General features: G+C 40.6%; 13 protein-coding genes. 11 read left to right on the forward strand and 2 right to left on the reverse strand.

Features of this window, described 5'->3' with window-relative positions; all coding sequences use genetic code 11:
• Window positions 1-272: 272 nt before the first annotated feature.
• On the forward strand, window positions 273-1,748 hold the full coding sequence (gene zwf / locus ACIH2S_RS08985; RefSeq protein WP_036948242.1) for a glucose-6-phosphate dehydrogenase: 1,476 nt from the start codon (window positions 273-275) through the stop codon (window positions 1,746-1,748).
• Between the two features lie 76 nt (window positions 1,749-1,824).
• On the opposite strand, the gene pdxK is transcribed toward zwf, so the two are convergent.
• On the reverse strand, window positions 1,825-2,673 hold the full coding sequence (gene pdxK / locus ACIH2S_RS08990) for a pyridoxine/pyridoxal/pyridoxamine kinase (protein ID WP_108478183.1): 849 nt from the start codon (window positions 2,671-2,673) through the stop codon (window positions 1,825-1,827).
• Window positions 2,674-3,329: 656 nt separating this feature from the next.
• Between pdxK and mdtJ the strand changes: the two genes are divergently transcribed.
• The gene (mdtJ, locus tag ACIH2S_RS08995) at window positions 3,330-3,758 is read left to right on the forward strand and encodes a multidrug/spermidine efflux SMR transporter subunit MdtJ (protein ID WP_036948234.1); all 429 of its coding nucleotides are present in this window, start codon (window positions 3,330-3,332) and stop codon (window positions 3,756-3,758) included.
• A gap of 1 nt (window position 3,759) precedes the next feature.
• Window positions 3,760-4,092 (forward strand): multidrug/spermidine efflux SMR transporter subunit MdtI, encoded by a 333-nt coding sequence (gene mdtI, locus ACIH2S_RS09000; RefSeq protein WP_036948232.1) that lies wholly within the window; start codon window positions 3,760-3,762, stop codon window positions 4,090-4,092.
• Between the two features lie 1,002 nt (window positions 4,093-5,094).
• Here mdtI and ACIH2S_RS09005 read toward each other — a convergent pair.
• Window positions 5,095-5,442, reverse strand: coding sequence for a RidA family protein (locus ACIH2S_RS09005; RefSeq protein ID WP_036948225.1), 348 nt, complete (start codon window positions 5,440-5,442; stop codon window positions 5,095-5,097).
• Between the two features lie 148 nt (window positions 5,443-5,590).
• Between ACIH2S_RS09005 and ACIH2S_RS09010 the strand changes: the two genes are divergently transcribed.
• The 8 genes from ACIH2S_RS09010 (at window position 5,591) to ACIH2S_RS09045 (ending at window position 18,228) form a co-directional block, all read left to right on the forward strand.
• Entirely contained in the window at window positions 5,591-7,516 is a 1,926-nt protein-coding gene (locus ACIH2S_RS09010) for an ATP-dependent DNA helicase (RefSeq protein ID WP_036948222.1), read from the forward strand.
• A gap of 103 nt (window positions 7,517-7,619) precedes the next feature.
• Window positions 7,620-8,315, forward strand: a complete 696-nt coding sequence (gene tsaB, locus ACIH2S_RS09015; RefSeq protein ID WP_108478182.1) for a tRNA (adenosine(37)-N6)-threonylcarbamoyltransferase complex dimerization subunit type 1 TsaB — start codon at window positions 7,620-7,622, stop codon at window positions 8,313-8,315.
• A gap of 220 nt (window positions 8,316-8,535) precedes the next feature.
• A complete protein-coding gene (locus ACIH2S_RS09020) occupies window positions 8,536-9,138 on the forward strand; it encodes a Slp family lipoprotein (RefSeq protein WP_036948218.1) in 603 nt (200 codons plus the stop codon).
• A gap of 332 nt (window positions 9,139-9,470) precedes the next feature.
• Window positions 9,471-11,159, forward strand: coding sequence for a long-chain-fatty-acid--CoA ligase FadD (gene fadD / locus ACIH2S_RS09025; protein WP_108478180.1), 1,689 nt, complete (start codon window positions 9,471-9,473; stop codon window positions 11,157-11,159).
• Between the two features lie 109 nt (window positions 11,160-11,268).
• Window positions 11,269-12,390: a ribonuclease D gene (gene rnd / locus ACIH2S_RS09030; protein ID WP_349487799.1), complete on the forward strand. Its 1,122-nt coding sequence runs from the start codon at window positions 11,269-11,271 to the stop codon at window positions 12,388-12,390.
• Window positions 12,391-12,914: 524 nt separating this feature from the next.
• Window positions 12,915-13,667, forward strand: coding sequence for a Slam-dependent surface lipoprotein (locus ACIH2S_RS09035; protein ID WP_349487800.1), 753 nt, complete (start codon window positions 12,915-12,917; stop codon window positions 13,665-13,667).
• Between the two features lie 103 nt (window positions 13,668-13,770).
• Window positions 13,771-15,180 (forward strand): surface lipoprotein assembly modifier, encoded by a 1,410-nt coding sequence (locus ACIH2S_RS09040; protein WP_430248512.1) that lies wholly within the window; start codon window positions 13,771-13,773, stop codon window positions 15,178-15,180.
• A gap of 18 nt (window positions 15,181-15,198) precedes the next feature.
• Window positions 15,199-18,228 (forward strand): TonB-dependent receptor domain-containing protein, encoded by a 3,030-nt coding sequence (locus ACIH2S_RS09045; protein WP_349487802.1) that lies wholly within the window; start codon window positions 15,199-15,201, stop codon window positions 18,226-18,228.
• Window positions 18,229-18,234: the final 6 nt, after the last annotated feature.

The raw sequence follows: 18,234 nt of genomic DNA on the forward strand, positions 1-18,234 counted from the left end.
TACATAAACCGTGATTTTCCAACAAAGCTGGAAGCATTCAGTGATAAAAAATTTTATTGATGTCTGGGTATGCTGTATTTTTCAGCATAAAAACTGTGACCAGCGTCATCAATATTTACTGGGCAGTAGCAAACGGGTACATTAGCAGGCAACCGATTGTATTTTTATAAAAACGACATTCAGAACCTATCTCATTAGAGTGAAGTATTCCCTTATTTTCTTTGGGCTCTAATCAGATAGTTTCTAAATTCCGCAGATTGAGGAGAACCAACATGGCGGTACATAATGCTGCTCAAGCTTGTGACCTGATTATTTTCGGCACTAAAGGTGACCTAGCACGTCGCAAGTTACTTCCATCACTGTATCAATTGGAAAAAGCAGGTTATATCCATCCAGATACTCGTATTATCGGCGTTGGTCGTGCCCAATGGGAACGGAACGATTATGTAGAATTTGTGCATAAAGCATTAAATGATTTTTTGAAAGAAGAGCTAGATTCGGCGTTGTGGGAGCGTTTAAGCGCACGCTTAGATTTCTGCAATTTAGATGTCAGTGAAACGGATAACTTCGTTCGTTTAGCCGATATGCTTAAGCAAGATACACAACCCGCTATCCACTATTTTGCAATGCCACCAAGCACATTTGGTGAAATGTGTCATGGGCTGGGTCACGCAGGGTTGAACAAACAACCTAACCGCGTGGTCATGGAAAAACCATTAGGTACAGATTTAGCTTCATCTCAGCAGATCAACAATGAAGTGGCTAAGTATTTCGATGAAAGTCAAGTTTACCGAATTGACCACTATTTAGGTAAAGAAACGGTTTTAAACCTTCTGGCACTGCGTTTTGCGAATTCACTATTTATTAATAACTGGGACAATCGCACTATTGACCATGTGCAGATCACCGTTGCGGAAGAAGTCGGTATCGAAGGTCGTTGGGGTTACTTTGACCAAGCAGGTCAGATGCGTGATATGGTGCAAAACCATTTGCTGCAGATCTTAACGATGATCGCCATGTCACCTCCGGCAGACTTAACCACTGACCGTATTCGTGATGAAAAAGTGAAAGTGCTGCGTTCTTTACGCCGCATTGACCACACAAACGTTCGTGAGAAAGCCGTACGCGGTCAATATACTGCGGGCTTTGTACAAGGCAAAAAAGTACCAGGCTACTTAGAAGAAGAAGGCGCGAATAAGCAGAGCCAGACCGAGTCTTTTGTGGCTTTACGTGTAGATATTGATGATTGGCGTTGGGCAGGCGTTCCATTCTACCTGCGCACTGGTAAGCGTTTACCTGCAAAATGTTCAGAAGTTGTGGTCTATTTTAAAAAGCCGGCACTGAATATTTTCTCTGAAAGCTATCAAGATTTACCACAAAACAAATTGACCATTCGTCTACAGCCAGATGAAGGGATCGATATTGAAATTATGAACAAGGCGCCAGGCTTGGATCATAAACACCGTTTACAGACCACTAAACTGGACTTGAGTTTCTCCGAAACCTTCAACCAAACGCATCTTGCGGATGCTTACGAGCGTTTATTATTAGAAGCTATGCGTGGTATTCAGGCATTGTTTGTACGTCGTGATGAAGTGGAAGAAGCGTGGAAGTGGGTCGATTCCATTATGGAAGCGTGGGCCATGGATAACGACGCGCCTAAGCCGTACCAAGCAGGAACATGGGGTCCTATCGCTTCAGTGGCAATGATTGCTCGCGATGGACGTTCGTGGAATGAGTTTGAGTGATTTTTCTTGAGTTGTAATGAAAGCCCAGTCATCTGACTGGGCTTTATTGTATGTCATAAATACATAGCTAGAAAGGCTATAGCACTAACTCACTACGCCCCGTAGCGGCCATATGAATGATGCCTTGCTCGATACGTAAACACGCCATTTTGGCTGCATCAGGAACCGATAATCCGGCTAATAATTGAGCGGTAAGCTCAGCGCCGAATAGGTCTCCAGTGCCCTTGGGTGTGACAGGGTAACGTTTATGGCGAATAACGGCGACATCCTGTTTAGTCACACAAACCACTTCAATGCTTTCCTCATCAGGTTGGAAAGCGCTCGTAATGATGACCCACTGCGTGTGACCTTTGAGTAACGAACGCGCTGCACGGGTGGCATCGTCTAGATTGTTTATCTCTTGCCCGCTGAGTGTGGAAAGTTCAAATTTGTTCGGGATAATCCCTGTCGCGAGTGGAATGACTTCATGACGATAAACATCAGCTATCGCTGGAGGAATATAAAAGCCACTATCTTCATCTCCCATGACAGGGTCGACAATGACAGGCATTTTAGGGTGTTGCTCGCGCACAGAGCCAAGCCAATTTGCAAGGTCGTGAGCTTTATCTGGGGAACCTAAATAACCCGTCAAAATGGCTTTAATGCTGTTTAAACTGCCACGTTCAACAAAGCCTTGTAAATAGCCACGAAACCATTCACCGGGTAATTCTCCACCATAACAAGTGGCATAGTGGGGCGTGTTGCTTAGAATAACGGTGGGAACTGCAGCAACGCGTAATCCTTGTTTGGTCAATGCGGGGACAGCGATGCTATTACCCACACTGCCATAGACAACTTGTGATTGAATGGAGACAACATCATAAGGAAGCGGGGTGGCATCGGCGGCGTTTTGAAAGCTATTTGACGTTAGCGTAAAGGTATCCATGACTCTCTCTTATTTGGTGTTCATTATTGCTATTTTCTAACGGATAACACGATAAGAAGCGTGTTGGCGTTAATTGTCAATCGTAACCGAAAAAATTCATATTGAATGGGATGTTAGCAGCATAAAAAAGGGTAAAAAAATTTTTTTTTGCTCAGATCCTCTAAAAATAAATGCGAGGAAAATTACAGAATTATTCGCAAAATAGACGCTGGCACTGTATTGCTTAGCATATTAATGAATATTTATGCATAAATATGATGGATTCAAAAAGCGTTTGTATTCATTGACTTAATAATTTTGGCGTGGTAGAAATAGCTTGAAACTAACAATTATATGAGGGTTCGGAGTAACTTGGATGGATGTCCATCCGATGAAATGAATGAGATATCATGCTTAGCGTGACTAGCATAAAGATCAGTAAGTCCCAAAGAAGATCAACACACAAGCTTTTCCTTTCCGCTATTCTTTCCAGTGAGTATCACTGGTGTGGCGCATTATAGCGTCCTTCTAGATTATTCAATTCGCTGAATAAAATCAGCACTCTTTTATTTTTATTTGAATTTTAAACAGCTTAAAGCTTAGCCATTAAGCTAATTGCCTTTCTGTCTTGTTCAAAAAACAGGCTATGGCGAAGCTGTATCTAGAGGGATACTATAATGATTTATTGGATATTTTTAGCATTAGCTATCGTGACTGAGGTCATTGGTACGTTATCAATGAAACATGCCAGTGTAAGCGGTGATTTCACTGGTATGGCTGTGATGTATGTGATGATTGCGACTTCCTATATTTTACTGGCGGTTGCGGTAAAAAAAGTGGCACTGGGTGTTGCTTACGCTATGTGGGAAGGTGTTGGTGTTCTGCTAATTACGACGTTCAGCGTATTGTGGTTTGGAGAATCACTGTCACCAATGAAAGTTGGTGGATTAGTTTTCCTGATCACAGGTATTGCATTGATCAAATCAGGCACCAAAAAAGCGACTGTTAGCCAATCAGCTCAGAAAGTAAAACAAGCTGCAAAAAATGCGGTTGATTCCGCCAAAGCCCGAGCTTTAGTGACAAAGACCGCTAAATCGGAGGTGTAGTATGGCCAGTCAATTTGAATGGTGGCATGCGGCATTTTTGATCCTCGCAGTGGTACTGGAAATTCTTGCCAACGTATTTTTAAAAATGTCAGATGGTTTTAGACGTTATTGGTTAGGAATTTTGTCTCTCATCGCCGTATTAGGGGCATTTAGTGCACTGGCGCAGGCAGTGAAGGGAATTGAACTGTCAGTCGCTTATGCATTATGGGGAGCATTCGGTTTAATCGCCACAGTTGCTGCTGGCTGGATCCTGTTTAATCAACGCCTAAACTATAAAGGCTGGGGTGGGTTAGTCCTCTTACTTATCGGTATGGTGCTGATTAAAATGTCGTAACGGACAATACAATTCTTAAAGCTATTAGTGTTTATTCTACAATATAGTACTAATAGCTTTTCAATATATAATTACATCTAAAATTAATACTTTCAGTGAAGTAATATATTTAAAATATTGAACTAATTTTCATAGAATAATATATGGTTATTCATTCGTTAATGAAAATAATTTTATCTCTATTTATTTTTTGAATGGCCGCCATTAGGCAGCCTATGGGCAAGGTAACGCAACAATTAAAGGTTACCAAGGGCGTTTAAGTGTGGATTATAGCATCTCAATAGCTCAGTCTACTCAACTTTCTGATATATCTATTAATTATAAAGACACTAGCTGTAGTGGCTATTTTACAATTCAATCACGACGTCATTTCCAAAAATGAATTTACTACAGTATTCACTAGTTTTTGAGAAAAATTAGACTCTCTTTATTGTATTAATTCATTTTTATGAAAAAAGGCATAAAATCCTTCAGAGTAGAAAATTTATTTATATCTATCATATTTTAGATGGAATGACTGAAAAGGTATGTTTATTTTTAAAAGTCAGCAATAAAGATAATGTTTACATTTTTATAATGAAGGTTGTTATATTTTATATATTACATGGGATTGGTTTTTATTTTATTTAATAAATATATTCATTTTTATGCCTCATAGAAAGGAAATATCATGAATGATGTAATGATAGTAACTCCACACAGTAGTTTCCGCGATAGATTGATTTATGATGGAATGGCTTTTCATTTGAGATGAAAAAAGAAGATGGGCAAACAGTAAGGCACTAAATAATACATTTTTTTACTTTCAATAAATAAATCAAATAGATCTGTAAAATAGGAGCCAAAAATTAGCTACTATCGTCATGCTATGGTATGTAGTGAGACAGAAAAGAAGTAAGAGAAGTGAGAAAATAAAAGGTCAAAACATCACGTTAAAAAATAATGCCGCTCAATTCAAGTGACGGCATTAAGCTGATGTTCTTTTTCAAGTATCAATCAAGACTAATCAATCGCCGCAACGATTTTGATCTCAACTTTATATTCAGGCTTCATCAGAGCCGCTTGAACAGTGCAACGAACAGGTGCGCTACCCGCAACAACCCATGCATCCCACGCTTGGTTCATGCCAGCAAAATCCGCTTTATCTGCAAGGAAGATAGTCGCATCTAAAATTTTGCTTTTATCTGAACCCACTCGGCCTAACATGACATCAATAGCGGCTAAGGTATCTGCGGTTTGAATAATAATGTCGCCATCCAGTTTTTCTGGGACGCTAGTGTAATAGACCACGTTGTTGTGGATAACAGCTTCAGACCAACGGGTATCTGGGTCAATGCGTTCAATAGTCATAATTGTTCCTTATTATCAATGCTAACAAAGGATATCAGTTTGCTACTATGATGAAAATCAGTTCATTGATGAAACGATAATTAGCTCAGCAGCCATCTTGAACTCATGGTAAAGTGTGCTCATCAACAGTAAGCAATATAGGTTCGTAGTGTCTAACGACTTTTCAGCAGATGGCTTTCTAGCAAAAACAATTCCCGGTTTCCAACCTCGAGCTGCGCAGGTCACCATGTCTGACGCGGTTACTCAATCTATTGAGCAGCAGCATGTGCTGGTGGCTGAAGCGGGTACAGGAACAGGGAAAACCTACGCTTATCTCGTCCCTGCATTACGAAGTGGCAAAAAAGTGATTGTCTCTACAGGGTCGAAAGCACTACAAGACCAGCTTTATCACCGAGATCTACCTACGATTATCGATGCGATGAACTACACGGGTAAAACGGCGCTTCTAAAAGGGCGTTCAAATTATCTGTGTCTTGAAAGGTTAGATCAGCAATCCCTTGGTGGAGGTAGCCTTGAACCCGAGATCCTCTCAGCGGTTGTCAGATTACGCAGTTGGTCCATCGAATCAGAACTGGGGGATACCAGTACTTGCCATGATATTGCTGAAGATAGCCCCGTTTGGCCGTTAGTCACGAGTACCAACGATAACTGTTTAGGCAGTGATTGCCCCCGCTACCAAGAGTGCTTTGTACTCAAAGCGCGTCGTAAAGCCCTTGATGCAGATGTGGTGGTCGTTAACCACCATCTTTTTATGGCTGACAGAGTGGTGAAAGATACAGGTTTTGGGGAGTTGATCCCCCAAGCGGATGTGATGATTTTCGATGAAGCCCATCAAATCCCTGATATTGCAAGCCAATATTTTGGTCAGCAACTCAGTAGCCGGCAACTGTTAGATTTAGCTCGCGATATGATAATGACGTATCGTACAGAACTAAAAGACCAAGCTCAATTGCAAAAAAGTGCCGATCGACTGACGCAAAGCACACTGGATTTTCGCCTTAACTTAGGGGAAAACAGCTTTAGAGGGAATTTACGGGAATTACTGAAGTTATCCGAAGTTCAGCGAGCGTTAACGCTACTGGATGATGCACTGGAACTCTGTTATGAAGTCATCAAAACGTCATTAGGGCGTTCCCAAAGTTTGGATTCTATTTTTGAGCGCGTGACGATTTACCGCAACCGTCTTAACCGCTTAAAGGATGTCACCATACCGGGTTATAGTTACTGGTTTGAGAGCTACGGACGTCACTTTTTATTAGCCTTAACACCACTCACTGTCGCGGATAAATTCAGTGAAATGATTGCTAGTACACCGGCTAGTTGGGTGTTCACGTCAGCAACCCTTTCTGTTAACGAAAAACTGAGCCACTTTACTGACCGCTTAGGTCTCAGCTCTGCGAAAACATTATTGCTCGCAAGCCCGTTTGATTATGAAAGCCAAACTTTGCTGTGTGTGCCTCGCTTTTTACCGGAGCCTAATCAACGGGGGAGCGCTCAAAAGCTTGCCAATATGTTACGCCCGTTAATTGAAAAAAACCGAGGTCGATGCTTCTTTTTATGTACCTCTCATTTAATGATGAGGGAATTAGCTGAAGAGTTTAAAGCGTCGCTGACATTGCCTGTGCTTATGCAGGGGGAAAGCAGTAAAAATAAATTGCTGGCACAGTTTATTGCGGCAGGAAATGCCGTTTTGGTCGCTACGAGCAGTTTCTGGGAAGGAGTTGATGTTCGGGGCGATGAACTGACCTGCGTGATCATCGATAAACTCCCGTTTACCGCGCCGGATGACCCGTTATTGCGTGCTCGTATTGAAGACTGTGAACTTCGAGGGGGAGACCCATTTACCGATGTTCAACTGCCCGATGCCGTCATCACATTAAAGCAAGGGGTGGGACGCTTGATCCGTGATACTAAAGATTACGGCGTGATTGTGATTTGTGACAATCGGCTCGTGACTCGCCCTTATGGAGAGGTGTTTTTGCGAAGTTTACCACCTTCGCCTCGTACGCGAGATCTGAATAAAGCGATTGAATTTTTGGCAACTAAGCGCGCGGAAGCGATTGAGAAACACTAATTTTATGCAATCCTGTGGGCGGTTTATGTTAAGATACCGCCCATCTTTCAGGTTGCCGTCATAAGGCGACAACAAAAAACCTAATATTTGCCGGAGTTTAGGCATGTCGAGTCGTATTCTAGCTGTTGATACAGCCACTGAAGCTTGTTCTGTTGCATTACTGTGCGACGGTGAAATTATTTCGCGTTTTGCAATCTCTCCTCGCGAACATACTCAAAAAGTATTACCGATGGTAGAAGAAGTATTAGCGCAAGCAGGCATTAAACTTAATCAATTAGATGCATTAGCATTTGGGCGTGGACCGGGTAGTTTTACTGGGGTTCGAATTGGTGTGGGCATTGCTCAAGGCTTAGCTCTGGGCGCCGATTTACCCATGATCGGTGTTTCCTCGCTGATGACGCTGGCACAAGGTGTATATCGAACAACGAATAGTTCCCGTGTGTTGGTGGCGATTGATGCTCGAATGTCCGAAATATATTGTGCGCAATATCAACGCGATGAGCAGGGTTTTTGGGTAGGTGAAGAAACTGAAGCTGTGATGCTTCCTGCTGATTTCAAATTAAAATTCACTGAATTAGAAGGGCAATGGAGTCATGCAGGAACGGGCTGGGCTGCTTATCCTGAATTATTAGAAGGCTTGTCCTTAAGTGACAGCCTAATCACGTTACCTGCAGCGCAAGATATGCTGCCAATTGCTGAGCAGCTGTGGCTAGCAGGTAAAGTGACTGCGGTTGAGAATGTCGAACCGACTTATTTGCGTAATGAAGTGACTTGGAAAAAATTACCGGGTCGCGAATAAATAGAATCAGCATGATTTTTTTCGAATGAAAAAATAGCTATCAGGGTAAAACCGATAGCTATTTTTTTAATCTAAGATATAGAATCGGTGTTTAATTGAGCTATTATTGAATAAATAAGCGTTAATAAAAATTGGATTGCACATATAATGTGATAAGGAATACCAGCAGTTTTAATACGTACTATCTCACTTTATAATGACTGCTAATTGGAGGTGGTAAATGAAAATTCAATTTAGCTACCGCTCGGCAATGAAAACTCTATTACTTGCGGGCATATTAGCGCTGGCAGGTTGCGTATCTATCCCTCAGTCTATTAAGGGATCAGTACCTAATCCTGCAGATAATCTTAAGTCGGTGCAAAATGCGCCGGAGATGTATATTGGTCAAGAAGCGCGTTTTGGCGGTAAAGTGTTATCTGTCTTTAATGAGCCGAAAAGAACGCGGATTGAGATAGCCGTCATGACGTTAAATAAATATGACGCTGCGCCTGAATTAAACTCCGCATCGCTTGGTCGAATCTACGCTTATATTAACGGGTTTGTTGAGCCAAACGATTTTAAAAACCGCTATGTCACTGTTGTGGGTAACATAACTGGAGAACAAGCAGGGAAAATCGGAGAGGTACCTTATCAATATGTGACAATGAATGTCACAGGCTTCCAACGTTGGAGCATTGCACAAAGCGTGATGATGCCACCGCCTGCGGGTCCATGGGGGTACGGGTATTATGGCTCCCCATATTACTATAATCATCCTTGGGGATGGGGCTATGGGTATCCAGTGGGGCCGGCTCAAGTACAGACGTATTTAACGGAAGATTAAGCAATAGTATTATTCTGCTAAAAATCCTAGTTAAGCTAGGATTTTTTTTATAAAAATACTGAGCATGAGTGGACTATTAATCGCTTAATTCTCCAAAAATTCCTGCCAACAGTGTATAATTACAGGTTATAAGCAGACTAAAGTTCTGGTGAATTAATCATAAGTTGATAGGGCGGCATTGACCGCCTTATTTTTATCTCGAAGGAATGAAATTTATTTAGTGATATAGCTCTCAACCTTAACATTGTCTAATTTTCAAACTGGTACAATGAGTTAATAATTTGTTAAAGGGTTGTGTAAAATAATAACTCACTAAATTCAGGAGTAACATTTTGGAAAAAATCTGGCTAAAAAACTATCCTGCTGATGTACCTGAAGAAATAAGTCCTGATGACTTCGCGTCATTAGCAGAGTTACTTGAAAACGCCGTTTCTCAATATGCGGATCAACCAGCGTTCATTAATATGGGCGCAGTGATGACCTACCGTAAACTTGAAGAGAGAAGCCGCGCATTTGCCGCATACCTACAAAATGGATTGGGTCTTAAAAAAGGTGACCGAGTTGCTTTAATGATGCCAAACTTGTTGCAGTATCCTATTGCACTGTTTGGGATCCTACGTGCGGGTATGGTAGCGGTTAATGTTAACCCACTGTATACCCCGCGAGAGTTAGAACATCAGTTAAATGATAGCGGGACGACAGCGATTGTCATCGTTTCTAACTTTGCACATACATTAGAAAAAATCGTTTTTAATACCAAAGTTAAACACGTTATTTTAACCCGCTTAGGGGATCAGCTACCGCGCCCGAAAGCCACAATTGTGGATTTTGTGGTGAAATATGTAAAACGGTTGGTTCCAAAATACAATTTGCCGGATGCCATTTCGTTTCGTCGCGCTATGCATCAAGGCTATCGAATGCAATATATCAAGCCGAATATTATTGGCGAAGATTTAGCATTCTTACAATATACCGGTGGTACGACTGGGGTAGCCAAAGGTGCGATGTTAACGCATCGTAATATGCTTGCGAATATCGCCCAAGCTAAAGCTGCGTATGGTCCTGTTTTACATTTTGGGCATGAATATGTGGTAACGGCACTGCCGCTTTATCACGTCTTTGCGCTGACCGTAAACTGCTTATTGTTTATCAGTGTGGGTGGCGTGAATCTGCTTATCACCAACCCGCGAGATGTGCCAGATACGGTGAAACAATTATCCCGCTATCCATTTACCTCGATCACGGGTGTTAACACGCTCTTTAATGCATGGTTGCAAAACCCTGAGTTTCAGAAGCTTGATTTTTCCCGTTTAAGGCTGTCTGTTGGAGGCGGAATGCCTGTCCATAAAGCGGTTGCTCAGAAGTGGCAAGCGCTGACGGGGCGGCATTTACTCGAAGGTTATGGCTTAACGGAATGTTCGCCATTAGTTTCTGGTAACCCATATAATTTAACCGCTTATAGTGGTAGTATCGGGATACCTGTTCCATCAACCGATGTGAAGTTTTTAGATGATGATGGGCATGAAGTTCCTCATGGTACTCCTGGGGAAATGTGGGTAAAAGGCCCGCAGGTGATGAAAGGATATTGGAATCGCCCTGATTCGACCAGTGAAGTGCTTATCGATGGTTGGTTAGCGACTGGCGATATCGCAGAAATAGATGACGAAGGCTATATTCGTATTGTTGATCGCAAAAAAGATATGATTATTGTCTCTGGTTTTAATGTCTATCCAAATGAAATCGAAGATGTTATTTCCATGCATCCTGATGTTATCGAATGTGCTGCAATTGGGGTGCCAAGCGAAAGTACTGGGGAAGCGGTGAAGGTTTTTGTGGTTACCAAAAATTCAGCGCTGACCGCAGCAGATCTAAAAACATTCTGCCGCCGTTCGCTAACGGCGTATAAAGTCCCGAAAATTTTTGAGTTTCGTGATGAGTTGCCGAAATCTAACGTAGGAAAAATTCTACGAAAAGAATTACGAGCCGAAGAGCAGCAAGAACGAGAAAAATCACCGTCATAGCCAACTAGCTGGTGAATTAACAAAAGCAATGTGTGTAACGCCGGTTTTTACCGGCGTTACTGTGTCAGTCAGATACACTTAACCAAATTATAATAAAGAGAAACTTGTTTTGAATTACCGTTTAGTCACAACAGATAGCGAATTAGCCCAAGTCTGCCAAGAGGCCAGTGATGCGCCGTGGTTAGCATTAGATACTGAGTTTGTTCGCACTAGAACCTATTACCCACAGCTGGGCTTATTGCAGTTGTATGATGGGAAACAGGTTTCACTGATTGATCCGCTATTAATGACGGATTTTAGCCCATTTAAGGCATTGTTAACCAATCCAAACCAATTGAAATTTTTACATGCAGGCAGTGAAGACTTAGAAGTGTTTATGCATGATTTTGGTTGTGTGCCTGAACTGATGATAGATACCCAAATCGTAGCGGCATTTTTGGGTTATCCTATTTCCTGTGGCTTTGCGACGTTAGTGGCAGAACATTTGGGAGTTGAGTTAGATAAAAGCGAATCTCGAACAGACTGGCTTGCCCGTCCTTTAAGTTCAAAGCAGTGTGATTATGCGATGGCGGATGTGCTTTATTTATTGCCGCTGGCTAAAATTCTGATGGAAAAAGTGACGGAAGCTGGCTATTTGGCCGATGCCCAAGACGAGTGTCAGCGTGTGGTTGCTCGCCGCCAAAAAACAGTCAAACCTGAAAAAGCCTACTTAAATATCACGAATGCATGGCAATTACGCGATGAACAACTTGCTTGCTTACAGTTGCTGGCGGCATGGCGTTTGGATCAAGCAAAAGCACGGGATATGGCGATCAATTTTGTAATTAAAGAAGAAAATCTGTGGAAAGTAGCGCGCTATTTACCGAGCTCTTTAGGTGAACTGGATGCCCTTGGGTTATCTGGACAAGAAATTCGCTGCCATGGTCGTCGTTTATTAAGTATTGTCGAAGATGCGAAGAAACTGGACGCCAGCCAGTATCCTGCACCCGTTGCTAATATTACTGAGCAGAGCCAATACAAAAGCATTTTTAAAGAGATCAAAGGGGTGGTGAAAGAAATCGCCGAGAATGAAAAATTCAACCCAGAGTTATTGGCATCTCGTCGACAAATTAACCAGTTATTAGCGGTGCATTGGGGGCTAAAAGAGAAATCATGTCAGCCTGAACTGCTTGCTGGTTGGCGAGGCCGGTTACTAGAAGCGCCATTAACCCGATTACTTAGCCAAGCGTAATTATGATAAAGGTACAAAATAGCGATAATTTTGTGCCTTTATACCATTTCTAAAACACTTTTTTTCTTGGGTAATTTGTTATTCATATCAATAAGCTTTATTCTCATCCCGCCAATATTAAATACTTATTCTTCTTTAAATAATAAAGATTATTATTTAGCACTAATCTAAAAATAACACTGCACTTTGGCATTAATGACACTATTTAATGCATTTCAATTCTGTAATTACTCTTAAAAAATTTGAAATATAAATAAAAACCAGACTTAAAATAACCCATTACAGCGATGATTAACATTTGTAGGGGGAGGGTTATTTTATAGTTTATTGAAAAATAAAAAGAAAAAAATCATTCTAATACAATGATTTTTAATTGAATTATAAAATCTCTATTTGTAAATAAAACTCATTCTCATAAAATCATTTCCAGTTTGTGGGCCTACAAATACGTCTAAGAGTACCAAGTAAAAAGTAAGAAGCATCATCTCCTTTTAATTTCTTATTTATATATAAGGAAATAACTTATGAATAAAAGCACTAAAGTTACATTAATTGCTATTTTGGCGGGTGTATCTGCTTATGCGAGTGCGGTAACGGAATCCGCGCAGAGCCAAACGTATGAGACAGAAAGATCGGATATAACAATAGGGGAAACTCAAGTAGCCCATGGGCCGTTTGGTGGTGAGGAAGGCTCACCTGGCGTTGGCTATCGTTATAAATCCGAAGGGAAACGAATATCATTTTCTGGCTTAACTAAAATGATCATGTTCCCAAAAGAGGGCAACGTCTATGTTCTTCCTAGAACTCCGCACGGTAATATTGATATGGGGAAATTCCAGTTCTCCAAAATCGCGGATGCTGAAATCTATTATGGAGATTGGTCACAAACTGGAGAGGAGGACGATGCCAAACATACCGCTTTCTTTTCTGGAAAAGATGCGACAACAGCTGTACCAACTGAAGGTAAAGCCACTTACACCATTGCTGGTATCAACCAATATGATGGAGAGAAACAACTCTCTGGTACATTTGAAGCCGACTTTGGTGATAAGGGCTATACAGGTTCATTACAGGGTCAAAATCTAAAAATTGCACTTGAAGGTAAAATTCAAGATGCGGGTTCATTCTCTGGTTCGGCAGTTGCCAATGATACCGTAACGGGTATGAACTATGGTCGCTTCTTTGGTGAGAATGCAGAGCATGTGGCGGGTATCGCGGTGTTTAACAGTAATCATGAATATGACACTGCCTTTGGTGGTAGCCAAACCGAAGAGTAATTTCTTTATTTAACACTCTTTGTTTAGCAATATCGTTGTTATCAGGTAGGCAAAAGTTATTTTGCCTACCTGTATTGTTATGGAAGAAGAAAAAGGAAGACGGATGAAAAAAATAATCAGCAAGATTGAGGTATTAATTCTATTATTGTTCTCTGTGAATTCATTTTCTAAGCAAAATTATGGGCAACAACAATATGAACAAATAATTGGATTTTTAACTGAAATAAATAACACAAGAAGTAAATCCTTAAATATAATTCCACTTAAAATAAACAAAAATGTCGACGACCTTGGTTTTATTCTTTATGATTTAGTCAATCGGCAGAAATTCCAAAAAATCGATGAAATATTACCTGAATATCTAAATGATAAAAATCATGACAAAGGTATGGTGGATTATATTTCAGCGGAGAGAGCCTATTTTAATGGTGATTACCCATTGGCGCTTAAATTTTATTTAAAAATGGTTAATGGAAGCCCTGATTCAGTATTTGCTGAAATGAAATTGGCTCATATCTATATAAAGAATAGTTATTATCGTGAAGCATTAGTTTTATACGGAAAAATAAAGAATAAATATCGAGTAAGTTTACCTGAAGAGCGAATAAAACAGATAGACAGTGAAATTACAGCATTAGAAAATCGAGCTAATTGGCAGGGAAATTTCAATGCGGATTTAAAGTATGACACAAACTATACCGAGGCTCACGGTAACAAGGAACAGCAATGTAATTCGATGTGGTGCATGCAAGGTAGCGAAATCAAATCCGGTTTGGTGTATGGCTTTTCAGGAAATGCCAATAAAGTCCTTTGGCAGAATCGAGGACATTCACTGTTGGCCAGCCTTGGTGGATACGTATGGGAATACCCACATCGCTCAGTAAAAAGGCGTTTTTCAAGTTATTCATCAGTAAGCTATCAGTATCTTTATGGGAATAAAAAGATCGCTTTTTCACCGATTGTAGATATTAATTGGCGAGGGCATTTGTTTGACCATTACAGTGTCGGCGCGAGCATTACAGGGGCATACTCCCCTAGTAATAAGCTTTATTTGCTATCCAATCTAACGTATAAAAATCAAGCTTTCTTTGGGAAACGAGTATCGCGATCAGGTTATGATATTAATTATAGTATAACGGCAATTTATTCGGTCAATCCACAATGGAGCTTATTTTCAAATTTATATGGTGGTAAAAACATTGAGCAATATAAAAGTGACAGTTATCAAGTGTCAGGGTTAACTGTGGGCTCAATCAATGTATTTAGCTCGAATAAGTTAGTCAATAAATTAACAAGTAGTAATCATACGTTTTTTGATTTTGACAGTGCACTTAATACAAAGCGACACGATGAGTCATGGGCGTTAAATAGCCAAATAATCCTATTAGGACACAAGTTTTTATCATTAACTCCAACACTCTATGTTAATTACAAATTCAATGATAGCAGTGCAAAAATAAGCTATTCCTATAATAAAAGCGAAGTGGGTTTAAATTTAAGTAAAACGTTTTAGTTCGTATTGAGATTTAGTATGAAAGTAACAGCAGTGGTGGCAATGAAAATTGCCACAGGGTTAACGATGGGTATCATTTCACTTTCGTCTTATGCCAGCTCAAGGGAACAGGTGGGCAATATACAGGTAAAAGATAGAACAGATACTATTAAGCTACGTGACCAAAAAGGTGCGGATGACCAATATGATAAAGATGAATCCAATATTTATATAAGTAAAGAAGCGGTAGAACGTTACAAAGGAACGAATCCCGCAGATGTTCTTAACCACGGTATTGGTGTGTATAGCGGGGATGCGCGCAATAGCGGTGCATTAGACCCGAATGTTCGCGGTATTCAAGGGCAAGGGCGCGTACCCGTCACAGTAGATGGTACAGAACAAGCCATCACAGTGTGGCGTGGCTACAACGGGGCTAATAACCGAAATTATGTAGACCCTAACATGATCAGTAGTATTACCGTAGTAAAAAGCCCAATGTTAGACCGTGATATTCGTACTTCAGTTGGTGGCGGCGTTGCGGTTAAGACTCTCAGTATTGATGATGTTGTGCCATTCGATGAACGCTTCGCAATAGATTTTAAATTAGAAACACGGACTAACTCAACCAAACCAAGAATTAACCAACTGCATTTAGGTACGGATTACCGTGATGATTTTCAGTTAATGGACAGTTTTAAAAAATATGATGAAAGAATGTCATTGATGATGTTTCGAGATCCGGAAGTTTCAGTTGAGCCGGATCAACCGGGAAGTTCAAATTTTTTTAATTTAAAAGATAGTGCTATGCGAGTAGCTCTGGGGTTACGGCAAGATAAATTCGACTTGTTATTTGCATATAGCCACCGAAACCAAGGTAATTATTTTGCGGGGCGTCATGGCGCAAACTATTTCCGAGAACCAATTATTCCTCGAGACAATAAATACTCAGAAAAAACGTTAGATCCTAATATCCCTTTTGTTGCCAATGTTTACTTGCCAACCAAAGAAGTGGGTAATACCTCCAGTAATATCGAAACCTTTCTTCAAAAAATAAATTTGCAGCTCTCTGAATCACAAAAAATATCCCTTGGTTATGTACACACAAAAAGCCATTACGGGGAAATTATGCCTTCACAAATTCGTTTTCATGATTTGGCTGGTGAAATTCCTCAATGGCCTTTAGCCAATATTAGCTTAAGTTCTTTCTATGCAAATTATGGATTTAAGCCCAACGACCAGTCATTATTGGATTTTAAATTGAGTTATTGGCTAACAAAAACAGATTTAAATTCCAATACGGCGGGTGGTGCTCCTAGGCAACCATTAGAGGAAGATTGGACAATTGAAATTAATGGCAAAAATCCTTATATGAACGGAAAATTGGTGGATGCCATTAAATTAAATCAACTTAATGACCGACAAGGTATTTCTTTATCGAATAAATCACAGTTAACTCCTAATTTTGATATTACGTTTATTGGCAATTTTATCCATGAAAGAATTAATAGTCATGAGGATTTATATGCGCCAAATGCAGAAATTCCTAAACGTAATGTTTTTAGAGCTATTCCACGAGAAGGTAAGCGTCAAGAATACAGCGGAGCAATTAAACTGGATTGGCGCCCCACGGATTGGTTAAATGTAAATGCGGGTCTACAGTACCAAAACTATTGGTCACGAGATTTATTAAGAGAACGTCGATTAAAAGTCAAAGACTCACGATTTGCTGTGCATCGAATTCAGCAAGCTATGAATTTCGAGTATTCGAGACCATTTACTGAAGAGGAAGCGCGTAAAGTGAGAGAGTATGTGGATAACAAAGGGCGTACTTTTGATGGCTACGATAAGGTTGGCAATTGGCATGACTATAGCATTGGTACTTCTAGAATTGAGTGGTTTGTCGCAGAAGCATTATCACTTCCTAAGTATTCCCTAAAAAAAGCCGAACACTATTCTACAATCCATGAAGAGTATGAGGGATTCCGTATTACCGGATTCGACTATATCAAATGGCGAGTGGATGAAGACGGCAAGCTGACAGTGGAGAATAACCCATTCTATAATGGGGAAATTGACCTCACAGAAGAAGTAATTGACCCGATTAGCCAGAAAAAAGTGAAAGCAATCATAGCCTATCGCGCTCCAAATAAAGAATGGGACTATATTTCAGTCAGTGAGAACGAAAAGTATAAAAACCCAGGTAAACGTATTAATTCCGCGTGGAGCCCATCACTGGGAGGATCAATTTACCTTTCAGAAAATGATCGTGTTTTTGCTCGTTATGCTGAAACCGTTAGAATGCCAAGTATTTTTGAAGATACCATTGGGTTTTCTGGTGCGGGTGATAGCGCCATAAGAACGCGGCCCTTTAAGCCAGAGCGCAGCCATACTTTTGAAATCGGTTATGTACGTAATTTGCAAAGTTGGTTGAAAGCAGAAAATGCTGCCGATTTTAGAATCAATTATTACCATAATATTATCGATAATGCGTTTGATCGTGATGGCAAGTTAGTTTTTGCGCAAATGGATCAGCACCGAACCGCCGGATTAGAAGTGTTAGCCCGCTATGATAATGGGCGTTTCTTTGGGGATTTAGGGGTAGATTTCCGGCTGAAAAATGAAGTCTGTGATGATGCTTCGATGGTTCATTTAGACCCGTTGAACAAGTACAAAGGATCAATCTGTACTGAAGGCGGTTTTCCGAATGGTTATCTTCGAACCCAGTTACAACCTAAGTACAGCATTCACACTAACTTAGGAATGCGTTTCTTTAATGAAAGTATGGAAGTTGGTGGGCGCGTAAGGTATCACGCCAAAACAGAGAATAAAGATGAAGCACAGATGGCGAGCAAGTTTGGTCCTTCTTATGCACCTTTAAACAATAACCCGATGAGTTGGAATGCGGTATTTGTCACGGATGCTTATGTTACCTACCAAGTGAATAAGAACCTGTTAGTGGAATTGTTAGCCTCTAACGTATTAAACGAATATTACATTGACCCGCTGACACGTAGCATGATGCCAGCACCGGGGAGATCCCTTCGTTTAAGTGTGACCAGTCACTTCTAAGGCTCA

The sequence above is a fragment of the Providencia lanzhouensis genome (assembly GCF_050469745.1).
In the GTDB taxonomy this organism is placed as follows: Bacteria; Pseudomonadota; Gammaproteobacteria; order Enterobacterales; family Enterobacteriaceae; genus Providencia; species Providencia lanzhouensis.